The sequence below is a fragment of the Rhizobium sp. NLR16a genome (assembly GCF_017948245.1).
Taxonomy (GTDB): Bacteria; Pseudomonadota; Alphaproteobacteria; order Rhizobiales; family Rhizobiaceae; genus Rhizobium.
The window spans coordinates 214,451-234,635 of the sequence record NZ_CP072866.1 but is presented as its reverse complement, the minus strand read 5'-3'; the positions used below and the strand labels follow the sequence as shown (position 1 = coordinate 234,635).

17 protein-coding genes are annotated in these 20,185 nt (G+C 63.0%); 11 read left to right on the top strand and 6 right to left on the bottom strand.

What is annotated here, in order from left to right; translation table 11 throughout:
- Positions 1–365 precede the first annotated feature (365 nt).
- From J7U39_RS20820 to J7U39_RS20805, 4 genes are all read left to right on the top strand, one after another.
- A complete protein-coding gene (locus J7U39_RS20820) occupies positions 366–1,679 on the top strand; it encodes a CmpA/NrtA family ABC transporter substrate-binding protein (protein WP_210632139.1) in 1,314 nt (437 codons plus the stop codon).
- A 55-nt stretch (positions 1,680–1,734) separates the two neighbouring features.
- Positions 1,735–2,628 (top strand): nitrate ABC transporter permease, encoded by an 894-nt coding sequence (gene ntrB / locus J7U39_RS20815; RefSeq protein WP_210632138.1) that lies wholly within the window; start codon positions 1,735–1,737, stop codon positions 2,626–2,628.
- Between the two features lie 10 nt (positions 2,629–2,638).
- Complete coding sequence (locus J7U39_RS20810; RefSeq protein ID WP_210632137.1) at positions 2,639–3,436, top strand: ABC transporter ATP-binding protein; 798 nt, start codon at positions 2,639–2,641, stop codon at positions 3,434–3,436.
- A 70-nt stretch (positions 3,437–3,506) separates the two neighbouring features.
- Complete coding sequence (locus J7U39_RS20805; protein ID WP_210632136.1) at positions 3,507–4,226, top strand: 4'-phosphopantetheinyl transferase superfamily protein; 720 nt, start codon at positions 3,507–3,509, stop codon at positions 4,224–4,226.
- On the opposite strand, the gene J7U39_RS20800 is transcribed toward J7U39_RS20805, so the two are convergent.
- The 3 genes from J7U39_RS20800 to J7U39_RS20790 are packed head-to-tail and all read right to left on the bottom strand — an operon-like array spanning position 4,199 to position 9,783.
- A complete protein-coding gene (locus J7U39_RS20800) occupies positions 4,199–5,557 on the bottom strand; it encodes a SidA/IucD/PvdA family monooxygenase (protein WP_210632135.1) in 1,359 nt (452 codons plus the stop codon). The two genes, J7U39_RS20805 and J7U39_RS20800, sit on opposite strands and share 28 nt — an antisense overlap.
- Positions 5,554–9,546 (bottom strand): non-ribosomal peptide synthetase, encoded by a 3,993-nt coding sequence (locus tag J7U39_RS20795; protein ID WP_210632134.1) that lies wholly within the window; start codon positions 9,544–9,546, stop codon positions 5,554–5,556. The genes J7U39_RS20800 and J7U39_RS20795 overlap by 4 nt, the downstream gene beginning before the upstream one ends.
- Positions 9,547–9,564: 18 nt before the next feature.
- Positions 9,565–9,783, bottom strand: coding sequence for an MbtH family NRPS accessory protein (locus tag J7U39_RS20790; RefSeq protein WP_210632133.1), 219 nt, complete (start codon positions 9,781–9,783; stop codon positions 9,565–9,567).
- A 194-nt stretch (positions 9,784–9,977) separates the two neighbouring features.
- Here J7U39_RS20790 and J7U39_RS20785 point away from each other — a divergent pair, with 194 nt between their 5' ends.
- The 3 genes from J7U39_RS20785 to J7U39_RS20775 are packed head-to-tail and all read left to right on the top strand — an operon-like array spanning position 9,978 to position 13,580.
- Positions 9,978–10,967: a GNAT family N-acetyltransferase gene (locus tag J7U39_RS20785; RefSeq protein ID WP_210632190.1), complete on the top strand. Its 990-nt coding sequence runs from the start codon at positions 9,978–9,980 to the stop codon at positions 10,965–10,967.
- Positions 10,964–12,382: an MATE family efflux transporter gene (locus tag J7U39_RS20780; RefSeq protein WP_210632132.1), complete on the top strand. Its 1,419-nt coding sequence runs from the start codon at positions 10,964–10,966 to the stop codon at positions 12,380–12,382. The genes J7U39_RS20785 and J7U39_RS20780 overlap by 4 nt, the downstream gene beginning before the upstream one ends.
- Before the next feature lie 10 nt (positions 12,383–12,392).
- Complete coding sequence (locus J7U39_RS20775) at positions 12,393–13,580, top strand: PLP-dependent transferase (protein ID WP_210632131.1); 1,188 nt, start codon at positions 12,393–12,395, stop codon at positions 13,578–13,580.
- On the opposite strand, the gene J7U39_RS20770 is transcribed toward J7U39_RS20775, so the two are convergent.
- Positions 13,471–14,127: a sigma-70 family RNA polymerase sigma factor gene (locus tag J7U39_RS20770; RefSeq protein ID WP_210632130.1), complete on the bottom strand. Its 657-nt coding sequence runs from the start codon at positions 14,125–14,127 to the stop codon at positions 13,471–13,473. The two genes, J7U39_RS20775 and J7U39_RS20770, sit on opposite strands and share 110 nt — an antisense overlap.
- Positions 14,128–14,290: 163 nt before the next feature.
- Between J7U39_RS20770 and J7U39_RS20765 the strand changes: the two genes are divergently transcribed.
- Genes J7U39_RS20765 through fhuB form a run of 3 tightly spaced genes read left to right on the top strand, consistent with a single transcriptional unit; the run spans position 14,291 to position 17,609 of the window.
- A complete protein-coding gene (locus J7U39_RS20765) occupies positions 14,291–14,782 on the top strand; it encodes a GNAT family N-acetyltransferase (RefSeq protein WP_210632129.1) in 492 nt (163 codons plus the stop codon).
- A gap of 32 nt (positions 14,783–14,814) precedes the next feature.
- Entirely contained in the window at positions 14,815–15,645 is an 831-nt protein-coding gene (locus J7U39_RS20760) for an iron-siderophore ABC transporter substrate-binding protein (protein ID WP_210632128.1), read from the top strand.
- A complete protein-coding gene (gene fhuB / locus J7U39_RS20755) occupies positions 15,645–17,609 on the top strand; it encodes a Fe(3+)-hydroxamate ABC transporter permease FhuB (protein WP_210632127.1) in 1,965 nt (654 codons plus the stop codon). Before J7U39_RS20760 ends, fhuB begins: the two co-directional genes overlap by 1 nt.
- Before the next feature lie 10 nt (positions 17,610–17,619).
- On the opposite strand, the gene J7U39_RS20750 is transcribed toward fhuB, so the two are convergent.
- Positions 17,620–18,369 (bottom strand): SDR family oxidoreductase, encoded by a 750-nt coding sequence (locus J7U39_RS20750; RefSeq protein ID WP_210632189.1) that lies wholly within the window; start codon positions 18,367–18,369, stop codon positions 17,620–17,622.
- A 96-nt stretch (positions 18,370–18,465) separates the two neighbouring features.
- On the opposite strand from J7U39_RS20750, the gene J7U39_RS20745 reads away from it, so the two are divergent.
- Positions 18,466–19,383 (top strand): AraC family transcriptional regulator, encoded by a 918-nt coding sequence (locus J7U39_RS20745; protein ID WP_210632126.1) that lies wholly within the window; start codon positions 18,466–18,468, stop codon positions 19,381–19,383.
- A gap of 12 nt (positions 19,384–19,395) precedes the next feature.
- On the opposite strand, the gene fhuF is transcribed toward J7U39_RS20745, so the two are convergent.
- Positions 19,396–20,181 (bottom strand): siderophore-iron reductase FhuF, encoded by a 786-nt coding sequence (fhuF, locus tag J7U39_RS20740; RefSeq protein WP_210632125.1) that lies wholly within the window; start codon positions 20,179–20,181, stop codon positions 19,396–19,398.
- Positions 20,182–20,185 lie beyond the last annotated feature (4 nt).

Here is a 20,185-nt window from a genome sequence, read left to right as displayed (position 1 = left end):
TTATACCTGTCAGGGTGCTGCGGCCGTGTGCGCTGCACAAATATAGCGCTCTCGCGAATGCGGCCGCCATCGTAGCGCACAAATCATAATCATATTTCAATATTGCACAATAAATAACCATATTTCAAATCACGGATTCTTTCTTTTTATTCAACCCATTACCGACTTTACCTCGAACTGGCACGCCGGTTGCAGGTTCTTCCTCGCCCGGTCAACGGCGACCGAGCGGATGGGCGCAGCATAAGCGCCCGCATCAGACAACGGCGTCGCAAGGTCTTTGCTGTCGGGGATTTCCCATCCCCCGAACGCAAACTCCGGCGGCGTTTTTTTGCGTCCGAATTCACCAAGCAGAGGGGAACCTGCAGATGAAGAAGATTTCGACGACTGGGATTTCGACAACCGGCATCACCCGCCGGAGCATGCTCAAGACGACTGCAGCGGCCGCCCTCATCGGCGCAGTCAAGACTGCCTTTCCCTCCGGCGCCTTTGCGGCCGGGACCGGCCCCGAAGTAAAAGGTGTGAAGCTCGGATTCATCGCGCTGACCGATTCCGCGCCGCTGATCATCGCCAAGGAAAAAGGCCTGTTCGAAAAATATGGGCTCCCGGAAACTGACGTCGCCAAACAGGCGTCATGGGGTGCGACCAGAGACAATCTGGTGCTGGGTGGCGCAGCCAACGGCATCGATGGCGCTCATATCCTCTCGCCGCTCCCCTATCTCATGCATACCGGCAAGGTGACACAGAACAACAAGCCGGTGCCGATGGCGGTCCTTGCCCGGCTCAATCTCGACAGCCAGGGCATTTCGGTCGCCAAGGAATATGCCGAAACCGGCGTGCAGCTCGATGCCTCGAAGCTGAAAGCCGCCTTCGAGAAGAAGAAGGCCGAAGGCAAGGAGATCAAGGCCGCTATGACCTTCCCGGGCGGAACCCACGACCTCTGGATCCGCTACTGGCTCGCCGCCGGCGGCATCGATCCGAACAAGGACGTCTCGACCATCGTCGTTCCACCGCCGCAGATGGTGGCCAATATGAAGGTCGGCAACATGGACGTCTTCTGCGTGGGCGAGCCGTGGAACGAACAGCTCGTCAACCAGGGCATCGGCTTCACCGCGGCCACCACCGGTGAGCTCTGGAAGGGCCACCCTGAAAAGGCGCTGGGTCTGCGCGCCGAGTGGATCGAAAAGAACCCCAATGCGGCAAAGGCCCTGCTGATGGCCGTCATGGAAGCCCAGCAATGGTGCGACAGCATGGACAACAAGGCAGAGATGGCCGACATTCTCGGCAAGCGTCAGTGGTTCAATGTTCCGACGAAGGACGTGCTCGGCCGGCTCAAGGGCGACATCAATTATGGCAACGGCCGCGAGGTCAAGGCCACCGACCTCTACATGAAGTTCTGGAAAGACGGCGCCTCCTATCCGTTCAAGAGCCACGACACCTGGTTCATGACCGAAAACATCCGCTGGGGGAACCTGCCGGCAAGCACCGACATCAAGGCGCTGGTCAACCAGGTGAACCGCGAGGACATCTGGCGCGAGGCCGCCAAGGATCTCGGCGTCGCTGCCGCCGACATCCCCGCCTCGTCTTCCCGCGGCAAGGAGACCTTCTTCGACGGCAAGGTCTTCGATCCCGAAAATCCCGCCGCTTATCTCGACAGCCTGTCGATCAAGGTCGTCTCCTGACCCCGCTCCGGCGCGCCACAAGCGCGCCGGCCCCTTTTCTCGTGAGGAACGCGCGATGCCCGCCCTGGCGAATCAACACAATCCTTCGACCACCGCCCCCATCAAACCGGCGGCAAGGGTCCTGCCGTTTTCCGGCAAACATGCACCGCGGATCGACTTTCGTCATGCGGGGCTGATCGCACTGCGGAACGTCGTTCCGCCAACCGTCGTGCTGGCGCTCATCCTGCTCGTCTGGCAGGTACTGTGCTCCTCGACCGACGCGTCTTTACCCTCGCCGCATCAGGTCTGGCAGGAGAGCTATGACCTGATCGCCTATCCCTTCTTCAACTACGGCTCCCAGGATATCGGGCTCGGCTGGCGCGTGCTTGTCTCGCTGCAGCGCGTCGCTTATGGATTCGGGCTTGCCGCGGTCGCCGGCGTCATTGTCGGTGCGATCATCGGCCAGTCGATCTGGGCGATGCGCGGCCTCGATCCGATCTTCCAGGTGCTGCGCACGGTCCCGCCGCTCGCCTGGCTGCCGCTGTCCCTCGCAGCCTTCCAGGATTCCAATCCTTCGGCGATCTTCGTCATCTTCATCACCTCGATCTGGCCTGTCATCATCAACACCGCCGTAGGCGTCCGCAACATTCCACAGGATTACCGCAACGTCGCCGAAGTGCTGCGCCTCAACCAGCTCGAGTTTTTCTGGAAGATCATGTTGCCTTCGGCAGCCCCTTACATCTTCACCGGCCTCAGGATCGGCGTCGGCCTTTCCTGGCTTGCCATCGTCGCGGCGGAAATGCTGACCGGCGGCGTCGGCATCGGCTTCTTCATCTGGGACGCATGGAACTCCTCGCGCCTTCCAGACATCATCGTCGCCCTCGCCTATATCGGCATCGTCGGCTTTGCCCTCGACAAGCTGGTGGCCGCGCTCGGCAAACTCATCACCCGTGGCGCTATGGCCAATTGAGGAGCACGTTATGGACGCCTATTTGAAGCTCGATCGTATCGACAAGCATTTCGACCGTGGCGGCGTGCGCGCCGAGGTCTTGAAGGACATCAACCTGACGATATCAGAGGGCGAGTTCGTCTCGATCATCGGCCATTCGGGCTGCGGCAAGTCCACCCTGCTCAATCTCATTGCCGGCCTGACCCCGGTTTCCACAGGCGCGGTGCTCCTTGAAAACCGCGAGGTCAACGAACCGGGCCCGGAACGCGCCGTCGTCTTCCAGAACCACTCGCTGCTGCCCTGGCTGACGGTCTACGAGAACGTTAATCTCGCCGTCTCCAAGGTCTTCGGCAGAACAAAGACCAAGGCCGAGCGGCATGACTGGGTGATGGCCAATCTCGATCTCGTGCAGATGGCGCATGCGAGCGACAAGCGGCCTTCGGAAATATCTGGAGGCATGAAACAGCGCGTTGGCATTGCCCGCGCCCTTTCGATGGAGCCGAAAATCCTGCTGCTCGATGAGCCGTTCGGCGCCCTCGACGCCTTGACCCGCGCCCATCTTCAAGATGCGGTGATGGAGATCCATAGCCGGCTCGGCAATACGATGGTGATGATCACTCATGATGTCGATGAAGCGGTGCTGCTGTCCGACTGCATCGTGATGATGACCAATGGTCCGGCGGCCCGCATCGGCGAAGTGCTTGATGTAACAATAGCTCGTCCCCGCAATCGCATCGAACTTGCCAGCGATCGGACGTACCTCAAATGCCGTGAGGCCGTGCTGAAGTTCCTCTACGAGCGCCATCGCTTCATCGAGGCCGCGGAATAGACACTGCGGCGATTGCCGACCTAAACCGCTGCCCGATTGCCAATCGGGCAGCGGTACGCATACTGGCCTCATGCAGCAATTTGACAATCACCCGGCCGCCATCGATGTCGTGCTTTGGCAATATCCGCAGAACGAAGGCGACGGGAAGCGCTGGAAACAGTCGCTTTCATCGAATGAGCTGGATCGCGCCGCAGCCTATCGGTTCGGCCGGGATCGGACCTCGTTCATCGCCGGCCGGTATCTCTTGCGGCGAATGTTGAGCGCGCATGCCGGTATTCCGCCGGGCGAGGTTGTGCTGCTGGCCGACAAGCACGGTAGGCTGACACTCGACCGGCGTGATGCACCACAATTCAGCCTCGCCAATACTGACGGGCTAGTCGCGGTCGCCGTCGCGTCAGGTAGCAAGTGCGTCGGAATAGATTGTGAGCCCGCCGACACCGAGATCGAGGAGGCAGCGCTGGAAACCTACTGCAGCGCCGACGAGCGACGCTGGCTGGATGATCTGCCCACGTGTGAACGTCCGCGCGCGGCCGTTGCGCTTTGGGCGCTCAAGGAGAGCCACCTCAAGGCGCTGGGAGTGGGGCTCGGTGAAGATCCTCGCAACATCACCTTTTCCTGGGAGGATGGCACTCCTGTCGCGGCAGAGGCCGGCACTGTCGACCGGCGATGGCATCATCGCCTGATTGTGGGCGGCAGTCAGCACGTCATCGCGCTGGCTGTCCGCTCTCAATCCGGTTTCCCCGATGTCCGCGTCCATAAGTTTCAGGACGACAGCATACCGTCCGAATAGCCGGCCCGCAGCTGATGTGGCATGGCGGAAGCGGGCTGCGTCGCCCAGATCAACTGTGCATTGTCTGGTTCGGCATCGAAATGCTGCCGGCCGAGAAGCGCGTTGACGATGGCGGCGCTGCGCCAGGCCATCAGGCTGAGCTGCGAGTCGGCGATGCCGTGCGAGTACCGGCCGGCATTCTGCGCGAACAGCCGGTTGGTCCTCGGGCCCGTCCACTGCATGGTGTAATCGTCGTTCAGCGTGGGATAACCATTTCTGTCGAGGCTTATCCTTTCGCTGAGCGAGCCGAGCGCGTCCGGCAATCGGAACCTGTAGCCGGTCGCCAGTACGACGGCATCGGCATGCAGCACTTCTATGCCGCCGTCGAAATGGTTTCGGACGATGAGCCGATAGGCATTGCCGTTTCGCTCCATCTGGATCACATCGCGGTTCGGCGACAGGGATGCATTGAGCGCGCTCGGCTCGAGGTAACGCAGCGCGTAGAGGCGGCGGTAAATCGAGTGGATCGTCGAAATCGACAGGCCGTCGCTGGTCAGGATCGAGTTCGTCAGAGCTGCCTGCTTCTGCTCGGCGCCGAGCTTCAGATAGGCCTGCACATATTCCGGCGAGAAGACCTGGTTTGAGAACGGCGTATCGTTGATCGGCTCGAAATTATGGCGCCGGCTGATCCAGGTCAGTTCCATGATCGAACCGGGATCGCCAAGCAGCGCATCGACCACCTCGCCGCCGCTCTGGCCGCCGCCGACCACGACGATGCGGGAAGCGCCGAGATTGCCGAGACGCGATTTCGCCTCGCTGTTATGGAAGCAATCCGCACCCAGGAAGGGTTTTGCCCAATCGGGCACGAAGGGCGAAGAGCCCGTGCCGATCACCAGGTTGCGCGCTTCCTCCTGGCCGTCATCGAAGCGCAGGACGAAGCGGTCGTCGCGGTGCTCGACGTCGCGGATCTCGCTCGAAAAGCGCAAGCCTTCCACGCCCTTAGCGACCCAGGCGAGATAACGTGCGAATTCCTGCCGGGGAACGGCGTTGTAATTGGCGTTCAGGAAGGCGTAGAGCCTCTTATGGGCGACCAGATAGGAGATAAAGGACCAGCGGCTGGTCGGAAGGACCGGGGTGACGAGGTCCTTCAGGAAGGAGGACTGCAACTCGACACCGGGCATCATCATGCCGGGATGCCAGTCGAAGGCGCCGCGCCGCTCGAAGAAGCGGCTGCGGACCTCGGGCACGGATTCCAGCAGGCAGGCAAGGCTCAGATTGGAGGGACCGATGCCGATACCGGCAAGATCGAGCGGCTCGTTGAGGGCATCCCTGCGGGTAAAAGCGACCGTCATGCGTTATCCTTCTCTGTTTCCTTGAGACGCAGGGCAAGCCTTGAGTGGAAGGCGGGCGACCCGATCATGTGCAGGTGGTTGGTGCCGGTGATGATCTCGGCCGGGTGCGCGCGCGGCGACAGGCGGCGCCAATCGATCAGGTTGAGGCCGCGGTTGAGGCTGTCGTCGGCTGCCCAGGGATAGATCGGCACGTCATGGGGAACGAGCCGGTGCTTGCGGAAGATCAGGGCATTGTCGATCAGCACCCAGAACGTATGCTCGCGGCTGCTGATATCGGGCCCGTCTGTGGGAAGCGGGTCCTTCTCGTCGCCGACGAAGCGCAGGAACTGCTCGTAGGTGTCGGCATCCATCGTCGACAGCAGCCGGTCCCATTCCGGCCGCATCGCCGTCTTTTGCAGCCATGCCTGCACGTCCCGGTGAAGCGCGTCGCGTTCGCCCGGCCGGAAACGCGGCTTGGCGCCGATCGCAAATTCCGATCCGAGGTCGCAAACATCGACCATCGCCATCATCCGCACATCGACCTCGTTGGCAAGCGTGCGGGCAGCCTCATAAGCCAGAAGCCCGCCCCAGGACCAGCCGAGGAAAGTGCAGGGCGCGCCGCCGCTGTGCTTCCTGATATAGTCGACATAGCTCTCGACGATCTCCTCAACAGGCGCGCCGACTTCCTTCTTTTCGGAAAGCGAATGGCAAATGAAACCGGTCGCCGGCTGGTCGGCGCCGAGATAATCGACGAGCTTCACATATTCGCGGGTGCTGACGAGAAGTCCGGGGAAGCAATAGAGCCGTGGCTTGGCGCCCGATGCCCGCAGCACGATCACCTCGGAAAGATCCCGCTCTTCCCCCTGCTCCATCACGCCGGCAAAGGCGCGAATGGTCGGGTTGTTGAAGATATCGGCGACGGTGAGCGGGATCTTCGGCCGGCGCTGCCGCAGCTGCGACAGGATGCGGATCGCGCCCAGCGAATTGCCGCCGATCGCGAAGAAATTATCCTCGACGCTGATCGCTTCCAGCTTGAGAACCTGGCGCCAGACATCCAGCACCTCTTCTTCGAGCGCGGTCGCCGGCTCGACGATGGCACGCTTGACCGGCTGGGGTGCGGGCAGCGCGAAGCGGTCGAGCTTGCTGTTCGGATTGGTCGGCATCTTTTCCAGTTCGACCACGGCCGCCGGCACCATGTAGGATGGCAGACTGCGTTCGAGGCCGGCGCGGACCGTCTCGACATCAAGCCTCTCGTCCTTTTTGGGAACGACATAAGCAACGAGGGCCTTTTCGCCGCCGGCATCGTGATCACGCAGCACGACCAGGGCTTCGCCGACGCCGGGCTGCTGCAGCAGCGCCGCTTCGATCTCGCCGAGCTCGATGCGGTATCCACGCAACTTCACCTGATGGTCGACGCGGCCGACGAATTCGACGGTTCCGTCCTCGCGCCAGCGCGTCAGGTCGCCGGAGCGGTAAAGCCGGCCGCCCTCTATCGAAAACGGATCGGGGATGAAGCGGTCCGCCGTCGTATCCGGCTTGCCGAGATAGCCGCGCGCAATGCCCTCACCACCGATATAAAGCTCGCCGGTCACGCCGATCGGGCACGGATTGAGGTCGGGGTCGAGCACATAGACGCGCCGGAGCCCAACGGCGCGGCCGAGCGGGGCGTAGACGCCCTGGAACTTGGTGCCGGCCCTCACCTTCCAGACCATCGGCGTCATGATGGTTTCCGTCGGACCGTAGCCGTTGATCAGCCATTCCGATTTCAACGCCCGCGACAGGAGATCGAAGGTCGATTGCGCCAGCCCTTCGCCGCCGAAGGAGTAAAGCCGCATCGGCGGCGCGCCGTCGGTAATGTCGGCCCATTCCACCAGCTGCTGCAAATAGGTTGTCGGGATGCTCGCATTGTTGGCGCCATGCTTGCGCATCGCCGTCAGCGTCTCTTCCGGTGTCCAGAGCGGCTGGTCGGGAAGAATGATGCTGCCGCCTTCCATCAGCGGGTTCATCCAGCGCTCATGGCCGCCGTCCGAGCTGAAGGGCAGGAATGGCAGTTCGCGGGACTCCGAGCTCATGCCGTAGACACGCGAGGTATTCTGCAAATGATGCGTCAGTGGGCCGTGCTCGACGGCCACACCCTTCGGCAATCCGGTCGATCCCGAGGTGTACATGACATAGGCGAGCTGATCCTTATGCGTGGGAACGTAGAGCGGCGTCTCCGGCTCGCCTTCGAGATCAAGCTTGTCGAGTTCGAGGATAATCGCATCGAGTTCGTCCGGCAGGCGATGGCGCAGCCAGCTGTGGGTCAGGACGATCTTGACGCCGCCGTCTCGCAGGATGTGATGGTTGCGGACCGGCGGATGGTCGGGCTCGACCGGGATATAAGCGCCGCCTGCCTTCAGCGTGGCGAGAATGCCGACGATCGCCTCCGGCGAACGCTTGATGAAGATCGCGACCGTCACCTCGGCGCGAACGCCGAACTGCCGCAGCCGATGCCCGAGGCGATTGGTGCTCGCCTCCAGCCAGCCATGGCTCCACTCCTCGTCACCATAGACGATCGCGGTCTTTTCAGGCGTCCGGCGCGAATGGGTTGAGATCAGTTCGTGCACCGGCCGATCGTCGTTGACGACATCATCCTCGTAGGGGGCGGACAACCAGTCGAGCTCTTCGCTGCCGACGAGTTCGATATCCTTGATCCGGAGATCCGGCTGCGCGACGATCTGTTCGAGCACCAGGCGGAAATGCTTGGCGACACGGGCGATCACGGCACCGTCGTAAAGATCCTGGGCATAGTCGATCAGCCCGAATGCGCCGCCTTCCAGACGCGCCTCGACCACCAGGGAAAGCTCGCTGTCGGCGCGCGCGCCTGACGGTTCCAAATTTTTCGCATCTCTCGGCACGGGATAGGGCTCGCGGAATTCGAACAGCGCCTTGACCACGGCTTCCTGGGCGGCCGCTTCGTCGACCACCAATTCCTGCGTGATGCGCTCCAACGGCACGAGCCGGAGAAGCCCTTCCTCCGTCACCTTGGAGATGGTCGCAACAACGTGGTCGAGGGAATGCCGGGAGGCGAGCGGCAGGACGAGGGGAAGGACCTGTTCGGCGCGGCCGCGGCTGGCGAAATGTTCCGTGCGGGGCCGCGCGATCAGCAGCCCGGTCAGCAAGGCATAGTTGCCGCTGTAGCGCGCCAGCAGCGCGCAGAAGGCGGCGTGAAGCACGCGCTCGATCTGGTATCCCTTGCCCTGTGCATGCCGTTCGAGCTTGGCCCAGAGGTTGGGCTCAATCGCAAACCGATGCTCAGCGCGCGCCACGCCCGCAAGCCCGCCGCTGTTGAAACGGGTGGGAAAGGCCGAGGCCGCATAGTCGAGACCGATCGTCTCGCACCAATAGGCAAACGCTTCCCGCGCCTCATCCGTCTCCAGCCATTCTTCCTCCCGCGTTCCGGTCGAAACTTCCGCCGGCTGCACGTCGCCGGCCGGCGCGCCGTCGAGGATGCGCGCCAGCGAAGCGGCAAGCACGGATTTTTCGCGGTCGTCTGAGACGATCGGATGCAGCACGATCGTCAGCATTGATTGCCCATCGGCAAGCAGGATGATCTGAATGCGCGCCCCCGGCCCGTCCAGCAGATCGAAGCGTCTGTCGCGAAAGGCTTTTCGCGCGGCCAAGGCTTCAGCCTCGGAAAGAGCGGCTCCTTCCTTGCCGAGAATTTCCATCGGCACGGCGTTCGATGCGCCGCGATACTGCTCGATGCGGCCGCCCGCCAGCCGACGGAAGCGGGTGGCAAGCGACGGGTTCTCAGCCACGAGCGCACGGCAGGCTCCGGCAATCGTCTCGACGTCGATTGCGGCACCCAGCCGCAAGCCGATGATCTGGTCGGGAAAGACCGTGTAATTGCCGATCTGCTCCAGCGACCAGATGCGCTTCTGCGCGATCGTCAGCGGAAAGCTCTCGAAGACGGTATCCACAGCGTCGGTCGGGCGGGCATCGGCGAAATTGGTAATCTGCTTGTTCATCTTGCCATCCAGACCTTTTCAGAGACGCGCATCGGCGGCCATCGCCGAACGCAGCGAGAGCGGGCGAGGATCGGTCCAGATTTCGCGGATATGGGCGAGGCACTCCTGGCGCGAACCGGCAAAACCCGCGGCCTGCCAGCTCACCGGAATCCGCTTGTCCTGCGGCCAGACCGAGTAATGTCGCTCGGTGTCGATGACGACGATCCAGAGATCGTCGCGGGGCTCAAGATTGTCCATTCGAAGCTCCTGCAAAGATTGACGTCATGCGCAAATGACGGATCCCCCCTGCCGGAGTTTAGAAAATTGCTGAGAATTTTTTTCTTCGTTTACCCCTAAATCTGCCTGGGGATGGATCGTCATTCTATCAAATCGGCGCAGGAGCGGGCTTCATGCTCGCAGCATCAAAAGCCCTGCCGATCAAGGAGAACATCATGGATTTCGATGCCGCCAAGCAAAGGCGGGTTCTGCAGGCGCGCAGCTATGTCAGGCTTGCCCCCAATATCGTCCATCTCCACACAGCACACGGCAATCACGAACTCACAGTCGAAGCCGAAGCCGGCATCGCCTTGCTGACCTTCTACGAGGGAAATCCCGTGCAATCGGCGGAGCTTCTCATGGCGGCCGCCGAGGCGGTGACGGCGCAAGACCGCTCGATCAAATCGGTCGCTTTCGAAGGCCATCAGGCGAGCCTTCCCCGGCACATCGCAGGCATCGACGGACGGCTCGATTCCGCGATCCTCTGGCAATGGCCCTCCCCGTGGCTGCCGCAGATGTCCTATCCGCTGCCGCCCGTGCAGGAGATGACGGCAGGTCGCTATCATCCGCGCCGGCCGGCAAAGCCGAAGGACACGGTCTACCAGCGCTTCATCCCCTGGCTGGAGCGGGATATCAGCTTCAGGGTGGCCGATCCCGAAACCGATCTTGCGGTCTTCCATCGCTGGATGAACGACGAGCAGGTTAACACGATCTGGGAGGATGCGGGCTCGATCGACAAGCACCGGAAGATCCTGGAGGAGAGGATCGCCGATCCGCATATCCTGCCGCTGATCGGCAGTTTCGCCGATATTCCCTTCGGCTATTTCGAGGTCTACTGGGCCAAGGAAAACAGACTCGGCCCCTATTACGATGCCGACGATTACGATCGCGGATGGCATGTGGCGATCGGCGAGCCCGATTATCGCGGCAAGAAATGGATCAGCGCCTGGCTTCCCTCGCTGATGCATTTCATCTTCCTCGACGATCCCCGCACCAAGCGCATCGTCGGCGAGCCGCGCGCCAGCCACGAGCAGCAAATCCGCAATCTCGACCGCTCAGGCTTTGCCAAGGTCAAGCATTTCGATTTTCCGCACAAGCGGGCGCTTCTCGTCATGCTGACCCGCGAGCGCTTCTTCGGTGATCATCTCTGGGTGCCCGCATCATGAACGACATGAGCGAGATGAGCGGCAGCCTGCGCAAACGCCGGCTTGCCCCGGAAGATCTTGCCAGCCCGCAGCTTTTCCGGCTGCTGCTGCGCCTCGGCCTGCCAGCCATGTTCGGCCTGTCGATCAATGCCGCGCATCACACCATCAACATGGTGTTCGTCGGCATGATCGGCGAAGACCAGATCGCCGCGATCATGATCGTGCTGCCGATCCTGATGCTTGTCGCCGCCTTCGGCGAAGGCATCGGCGTCGGTGTGGCAACCGAGGTCGGCCGGGCGCTCGGCGCCGGAAACCGGTCGCGGGCGAGCACGCTTGCCTCGATCAGCCTTGCCGCCGGCATCGCCTTCGGCGTGGCAAGCGCGGTCGCCATCGTCGCATTCCCATCTTTCCTGCTGTTCGGCGCCACACCCGCCATCGAGCCGCTTGCGCAGCATTATCTCCTCATCATCGCAGTCTCGATCCCGCTGACGATGGGGCAGATCATTCTCGACTTCCTGGCGATCGCCGAGGGCAATGCCCGCTTCAGCATGTGGACGCTGGTTGCCTGCTTCGCGCTGAACATCATCCTCGACCCGATCATGATCTTCGGCTTCGGCCTCGGCCTGCAGGGGGTGGCAATGGCAACCATCCTCTCCCAACTCGTGGCGCTCTCCATCTACGGCGCCTATCACGCGAGACGGCTCGGCACGATCCGACTGACATTCGGTAGGCGGTTCGGCGATCTCAGGCATCTCAGGCCGGTGCTTGCCGTGGGCGCGCCGACGACGCTGACGAGCCTTGCGACGGCCGGCGCAATCGCCGCGATGCTGTCGGTGGCCGGCATCTATCATGGCGAGGACGGCATTGCCGGAGTCGGGATCGCCCTGCGGCTGCTTGCGGTCGGCGCACTTCCCGTCATCGGTATTTCGCTCGGCGCGCAGGCCATCCTGAGTTTTGCCTGGGGCCGCGGGGATATATCACGGGTGCTCTCGTCAGCCCGGATGCTGACCGCCGTCACGAGCGCGGTCGGCGGCGTCTACGGACTGGCGGCGATCATCTTTTCCGAACACCTCGCCTCATTCTTCACCGACGATGCGCCCGTGGTGTCGATCGCAGGCCAGGCGATCGTCGCGGCCCACCTGCCCTTCCTGCTGTTTGGCATCCGGCAGACCGTGCTGATCCTCTTCCAGGCGCAGGGCAGGCCGAAAGCCGCCCTTGCCCTCGGCCTGGCGCAGAACGGATATCTTCTCTTTCCGCTGCTTGCTCTCCTGCCGCCCTTCTTCGGTTTTTCGGGTCTGCTCGCAGCCATGTTTCTGGCCTCGGCGCTCACGGGCCTGCTGTCATGCTTCTGCCTGGCAAGGTCGATCGGCGCACTCCGGCAGCGCTCGGCCGAACCTCTGAGCGCTATCCGTCCCCCTCCCAGCTTTTGTCCATGAAAGGATCATCATGAACCAGTCCTTCAGCCCGCGCGACCTTGGCGCCCATGCGGCCGCCGACGATCTCTTCACCCCCGTCGATCCGGCCGCCTTCAACGCCGTATCGCCGCCAATCTTCCAGACCTCGCTCTTCACCTATGACAGCTACGAGGCGATGGAGGATGTCTTCGCCGGCCGGGCGCGCAACTTCATCTATTCGCGCGGCGACAATCCTACCGTCCGCGAATTCGAGCTCTTGGTCGCCCGCCTCGAAGGCGCGGAGGATGGGCGCGCCTTTTCCAGCGGAACGGCCGCCATCACCGCGACTATTCTGAGCCTCGTGGAAGCGGGCGACCGGGTCGTTGCCGTCCGCCACCTCTATAATGACGTCTATCGCCTTCTCGTGAAGCTGCTCGGAAGGCTCGGCGTCACAGTGGATTTCGTCGATCCTTCCGACCACGACGAGGTGCGCAAGGCGCTGCCGGGCGCCAAGCTGCTCTATCTCGAAAACCCCTCCTCCTTCGTCTTCGAGCTTCAGGACATCGTGGCGCTGTCTGCCATGGCGAAGGAGGCTGGAGTCACCACGATCATCGACAACTCCTGGGCAACGCCGCTCTTCCAGAAGCCGATCCAGCACGGCGTCGATATCGTCATTCACGCCGCCTCGAAATATCTCGGCGGCCACAGCGATACGGTTGCCGGCGTCGTCGTCGGCACGAAGGAGGCGATCGCCAGGATCAACTCGGCCTCCTATCCCTATGTCGGCGCAAAACTCTCGCCCTTCGAGGCATGGCTCCTGCTGCGCGGCATGCGCACGCTGCGCGTCCGTCTCAAGGAGCATGAGCGCAGCGGGCTTCTGCTCGCCGACCGGCTGAAACAGCATCCCGACATTGCCGACGTTCGCCACCCGGCCTTTCAGGACCATCCCGGCCGGGCGACGCTGTCGGGTTATGCCGGGCTCTTCGCCTTCGACCTCACGCCCGACATCGATGTCGGGCGCTTCGTCAACGCGCTTCGCGAGATCCGTCTCGGCGTCAGCTGGGGAGGACCGGAAACGCTCGTGGTCCCCGCCAAGGTCGCGCTGCAAATCCCCGACCGGATGACCACATTCATCCGGTTCGGCGTGAGCGAGCAGACGGTTCGCTTCGCCGTTGGACTGGAAGAACCGGAACTGCTGTGGAGCGATTTGCAGCAGGCGCTGCACGCCGCACGGCGGTAGTATCCCGGCGAGGTTCATGATCGGGGCGGGCGGGTTCAGTGATCGCCGAATGGCAATGCTGCTCCGCCGCCTTGATCATGAAATTGACAAGCGTCCTCGAGACGCCGAGTTCGGCCGCGATATCCTTCTGCGGCACGCCGTTCAGGCGGTGGCGGATGAAGGCGTCGTTGGTGCGCTTCGGCAGCGCCTCGAGCGAAGCAAGCACGTCACGCAGGGTCTCTGCGGCAACGAGTTGGTCGAGCACCGTTGGGACGGGAGCGGTGATCTCCTGGATTTGATCTATCGACCTGTGGTTGTTCGTTTGATGGCGCCGGCGGCGGCCCTCATCCAGTGCGAGATTATAGACCATCCGGAAGGCATAGCCGATGGGGCAACGAATACCGTCGACATTGACCCCATAAGCTTTGATGACTCCGTCTTGGAATATATCCTCGGAGTATGACCTTGATTTGATAACGCTTTCGATCGTTCTTAGGAGCTTTTCCTTATTTTCGATCATTGCGTTGACAACCGCATTCCCGTTCACATCACGATGCGATGCTCGCATTGTCCTGTACCCTTTTACGAATGGAAAATCAGGCTCTGTCTTGCTGGTCGGTTCGGCCGCGGCGCTCCTTTTTCAAAGCGTATGTGCACGATTTGATTGCAGTGTCTATTTTAAGGTGATAACAGGAGTCAAGTTTAAATCGACTGGCTGAAGGCGAGAAAGAATGGGACGAACAGTTGAGATCCTGACGGGCAAGGCGGAGCTCTGCCGATCGATCATGAGTGCCTTGCCCGACTGGTTTTCGGAGCCCGAGGTCATCGAAGCGAGCGCCCGGGCGATCGAGGAGTTGCCGGTGTTCGCCTATATCGAAGCGGATGTCGTCACCGCCATGATCGCGCTGAAGCCGCACCTGCCAGGCGCAGTCGAGATCGCGCTGATCGCGACGCGGCCGGAATATCGCGGCCGCGGCGGCGGACGACATCTTGTCGATGCGGCCGAACGCTTCGCCCATCAATCGGGCGCCCGGCTGCTGACCGTCAAGACGCTCGCGCCGCGCGGCCGCAACGAGCCGCAATTCGAGGCGACGCGCCGCTTCTATGACCGGAACGGCTTCGTCAGGGCGGAGGTGTTTGACAAGCTCTGGCACGAGGACCATCCGTGCCTCTTCATGGTCAAGCCGCTCGTCGGAAACCAGCCGAGCGAGACCGCGCCTTGAAACGACGGGACTTTCTTCTGGGCGCGCTGGCAATGACGAGCGCGCCCCACACGGCGCGCGCCGGCGACGGCGGCGTCGTGTCGCTCGATTACGGACTGGCATCGACGATGCTGGCGCTCGGCAGCGTGCCGCGTGCGATCGCCTCGCTCAGGAACTGGTCGGAATGGGTCGTCGAGCCGGCCATGCCGCAAGGCGTCGTCGATATCGGCACAACGTCCGAGATCAATCTCGAAGTCCTTACCAGCCTCCGGCCATCGCTCATCCTCAGCACGCCCTTCCTGGCAGCGCTGGATGAAAAACTCTCCCGCATCGCACCGGTCGCGACCTTCACCGTCTATGCCGCGAACGGCGATGCGCTCGACCGTTCCTACGCCGAGACGCGACGTCTCGGCGCCATGATCGGGCGAAAGAGGCAGGCGGAGGCGTTTCTCGCCCGCGCCGATGCTACATTCGAGCGGTTGCGCGAGACGGCGAAGAGCCTGTCCGCGCCTCCTGTGGCGGTCATCAACTTTATCGACCAGAGGCATGCGCGCATCTATGGCGGCCCCGGGCTCTATGGCGGCGCCATGAGACGCATCGGCGTTGAGAACGCCTGGAAGGGAGAGGCCAGCTACTGGGGATTTCAGACGATCGGCCTGGAGCAGCTCGCCGAACTCGGTGACGACGTGCACCTCGTCGTCGTGTCGCCGCTGTTTCCACCCGATGTCCTGACCCGGCTTTCCGAAAGCCCGCTCTGGACAGGCCTTCCCTTCGTCCAGCGCCAGCGAATCTCGGTCGTTCCAGGCGTCCTGATGTTTGGAATGGTCCAGGAGGCGCTGCGCTTTTCAACCCTGATGGTCGATGTTCTGGAGACTGCCGCCTGATGAAGCCTCAATATTCCCGCTTCGGCGCGCCGGCACTTGCGACGCTATTGCTGTTTTCAGGCCTCAGCCTCGCCGCCCTCGATCTCCTGCCGGCGCTGCCGCATCTCGAGACGACAGGCGGTTACGACGCCCAGCACCTGTTGCTTCTCTATTCCACGCTGCCTCGCATGGCGACGGCACTGATCACGGGAGCCGCCCTTGCACTTTCGGGAACGATTCTGCAGCAGGTGCTGCGCAATCCGCTGGCCTCGCCGACGACACTCGGCGTCTCGGCCGGCGCCAATCTGGCGCTGGTATCCGTCATGCTCGCCTTTCCCTCACTGGCGGGATGGGGCCGCGACGCGGTCGCGCTCGGCGGAAGTGCGGCTGCTGCCCTCGCGATCTTTTCGATCAGCGCCCGGCACGGCTTCTCGCCCTTTTCCCTCATCCTGTCGGGCATGATCATCGGCCTCTGGTGCGGAGCGGCGGCGGCCATCCTCATTCTGATGAACGATCAATATCTCTCGGGGATCTTCATCTGGGGCGCCGGCTCGCTCTCGCAGCAAAGCTGGGCGATCCCGCTATCGCTGCTGCCGAAAGTGGCGCTGCTCGCCGCCCTTGCCCTTCTCGCCACCCGGCCGCTGGCGCTGAGCCAGCTCGGCGATGCCGGCGCGACCAGCCTCGGCCTGCGGATCAAATGGGCGCGGGGCTTCGTCCTGGCGATCGCGATTGCGCTGAGCGCCCTCGTCACCAGCGCCGTCGGCGTCATCGGCTTCGTCGGGTTGGCCGCCCCGCAGATCGTCCGGATGGCCGGTGCAAGGCGCATCCTCAGCCAATTGATCTGGTCGCCGGTCGCAGGCGCCGGCCTTCTCCTCATGACGGACGAGACCATCAAGCTTCTGGCTCCCGGTGATTTCGTGCCGACGGGCGCGGTGACGGCACTGCTCGGCGGGCCGATCCTGATCGCTCTGCTCCCACGCCTCGCCACCGCCTCGCGCGCACTGCCCGGCATCGCCTCGCCACGGCTCGCGGTCAGCAGCAAAGGGGCTCCCCTTGTCCTGCTGTTGGCCTCGATCGTCGCATTGACGATCGCCGCGATCTTCTTCGGCCGGGCACCCGACGGAGACTGGGCCTGGCTGCCGGCCGCCTCATGGGACGACATCCTTCCCCTTCGCCTGCCGCGCGTCGCCGCGGCATTCGGCGCCGGAACGGTGCTCGGCGTGACCGGCCTCATTCTGCAGCGGCTGACCGGAAACGAAATGGCAAGTCCCGAGGTGCTCGGCGTATCGGCCGGGGCGACCCTCGGCGTCGCCGCCGCCCTCTTCGCCGTTTCTGCACCGGGGCTGACGGTCCAGCTTGCCTTTGCCGGCGGCGGAGCGCTCGCCGTGCTTTTGCTGATCTTCCTCCTGAGCGCCGGTTCCGGCTTCGGCCCGAACCGCGTTCTGCTCGCCGGCATCGCCTTCGGCGCAATGCTCGATGCCGGGATCGGCGTCCTTGCCGCGAGCGGCGATCCCCGCGGCCTCGCGCTCATCCGCTGGATGGCGGGCTCGACCTATTTCGTCGACAATGCGGTTGCCGCAAGCGCCCTGTCGATTGCGCCGGCCTGCCTCGTCGCCGCCTTTCTCGCCAGCCGGTGGCTTGCGCTGCTGCAACTCGGGCCGGAAGCGGCGAGCGAACTCGGCCTCAGGATCGTCCCCACGCGCGCGGCCCTGTTCGGGCTCTCTGCGATCATGACGGCAGCCGCGACGCTGGTCGTCGGCCCCTTGAGCTTCGTCGGGCTGATGGCGCCGCACCTCGCCCACGGCCTCGGCTTTCGCCGCCCCTCCGTCCAGCTCCTCGCCGCCGCCCTCATCGGCGCGACCCTGCTCGTCATCGCCGACTGGGCCGGCCGGATGATCGCCTTCCCCTATCAGGTGCCGGCCGGCTTGATCTCGGCCCTGGTCGGGGCGCCGATGCTGCTTTTCGTTCTGCGCCGGCGGCCTTGAGAAGCCGCCTTCATCCCGCCAATGCTTCGGCGTCGGCCCCTGCAGGGATGCGCAATGGAGAGGAAGGATCGGTCGCAGCGCGCCATACCGCCTCGACGACGTCGACGGGCTGTGTCAGGGCGGTCACCGACTGCTGCTCCCAAGACGCGAACACCTTTGCGACGACCGACGAATAGGCGTGCGGGAAGCCGCCCTGTTGTTGAATCCGTGCGCGCGCCGTATCGCCGAACTGCGTCTCCGGCGCGCGCCCCGGAAGCACGATCCTCACACGCACATTGAAAGGCTCGAGCTCGAGCGCGACAGATTCGGTGAACGCGTTCACCGCGGCTTTGCTCGCCGTATAGACCGAGAGGAGCGGAAGCGGCTTGAGCGTCACGCTTGACGTGACGTTGATGATAACGCCTTCCTGGCGCTCCCGCATCTGCGGCAGAACCGCCTGGGTCATCGCGATCGTTCCAAGGGTGTTCGTCTCGAAAATTTCGCGGGCGATCTCGATCTGCGTTCCCTCAAGCGCGTTGAGCCAACCGATGCCGGCATTGTTTACCAGCACATCCACAGGCCCGGCGGCCTCAACCGCAGCACGGATGCTTTCAGGGCTTGTGACATCGAGCGCAATGATCGTGAGTTGGTCCGAAGGCGGCAGAAGGTCTTGGCGAGGCGTTCGCATGGTGGCGATCACCTTCCAGCCCTGCGCGAGAAAGAACCTGGCAATTTCCAGCCCGAACCCCGACGAGCATCCGGTAACAAGAACGGTCTTCATATTTTTGTCTCCTATCCATCTGCCAGCAACAGATGTAGACGGCGAACGCGGCACTTACTATCATGCATCGTCCTTGTTTCATTATCAGGAGTATCAATGAGCGACCCGCTGGCCGATATGGTCACGCTGCTGCAGCCAGCGGCGCGCCATTCAAAGCTCGTCAGCGGCGCAGGGACGTGGCGCGTCGAGCGCCAGGAGACGGGTCAGCCTTTCTATTGCGTCGTGCTGGAAGGTTCTTCAAGGTTGAGCGCGGAGGACGAGCAAGTCACACTCCTAGAAGGCGACTTCATCCTGATCCCGGCCGCCCATGCCTTCACGATGTCGAGCCTGGACGACGGATTATCGCCCGGCATTGATCCCTTTACCGTCACGATGCTTCCTGAAGAAACCCGTCACGGCGATCCCGAAGGGGCTGTGAATGCACGCTTGCTTGTCGGCCACTTCGCCTTCGGCTCGCCGGATGCAGCGTTGCTGGTTTCCCTGCTGCCGCGGATCATCCACATCCGCGGCGACAGCAGACTGTCGGCGATCGTCCAGCTCGTCACCGACGAAGCCCGCGCCGAGCGGCCGGGAAAGAACATGATCCTGGCGCGCCTGTTGGAAGTCTTGCTTGTCGAGGCGCTGCGTTCGAATTTCGGGGAGAAGGCGCCGCTTGGAATTCTGCGGGGCCTGAGCGATACACGCCTCGCCCTGGCTATCCGTCGGCTGCATGAAGATCCATCCAGGGAATGGACGGTGGAACAGCTCGCCGGCGAGGCGGCCCTGTCGCGGTCGGCGTTTTTCAATCGCTTCCGTCGCACTGTGGGCATGGCGCCAATGGAATATCTCATATCGTGGCGCATGGCGCTCGCCAGAAATCTGCTGAGGCAGGAGGATATCGGAATTCAGGAGATCGCCGAGCGCGTCGGCTATGGCTCCGCGAGCGCGTTCAGCACGGCATTCACGCGCTTTGTCGGGTTGCCGCCGTCACGATATGCCGAGCAGGCAAAGACCATGTCAAATGCCGCCGCATAATTCTAATCGGCCTCAATGCCGCCCGTCCGGCAGCGGGCAGGCCTCGCCGCAGCCGCCGACGCCAGGCAGGTTATAGCGCAGGCAGCAGACCTTGCGGCGAGCGAATTCCAGACCGCATTGCTGCCGCGCCATGCGGATCATGCCGAACATTGGATTGCGACCGCCGCCCGGCCACTCGGCATCGTTCAGCAGCGCCAGGCCGCCTTCGACGAGGGCAGGCTCGTGGCGGTGAGCGATCTCTTTCAGGATCCAGGAAAGATAGGCCGCGAGATTGTTCCAGAGAAGCTTCGGCGCCACGCCGGCAATGGCGGCAATCGCCGCAATGACCGGTTCGGCATGGCCGAGCATCAGTCGGTGAAGCTCGCCGGCCGGATCGGTCGTCGGCTCTGGCCTGCCCGACATCACGAACGCTTCCGGCTCGCCTGTCTGTTCGTTGCAGACGAGAGAGAGCCGGTCGATTTCCATCGGCAGCGCGATGCGGTTGACGAACATATGGACGCTAGGCGCGATCGTCAGCATGCTGAAATAATAGAGCGTCCACATGGAGACAATCGCGCGGCGGTCGCTGCCCGGAAACTTCTGGCCATAGCGGGCGATGATCCCGTCAAAGACGTCGCGGTCGCCGAGATCCCTGCAGGAAACCACCAAACCAGCCGGCGGCGGAGAGGCGAGCAGCTTGCCGCGGCAATAGGCGAACGGGCCATCGCCCACCAGGCCGTCGAGGTCGATGGCCTGGCGGCCGACAGGGCGATCGCCGATCGAAGGGCGCGAGGCCGCCCCGTTCGTCTCTAACGTCATGGTG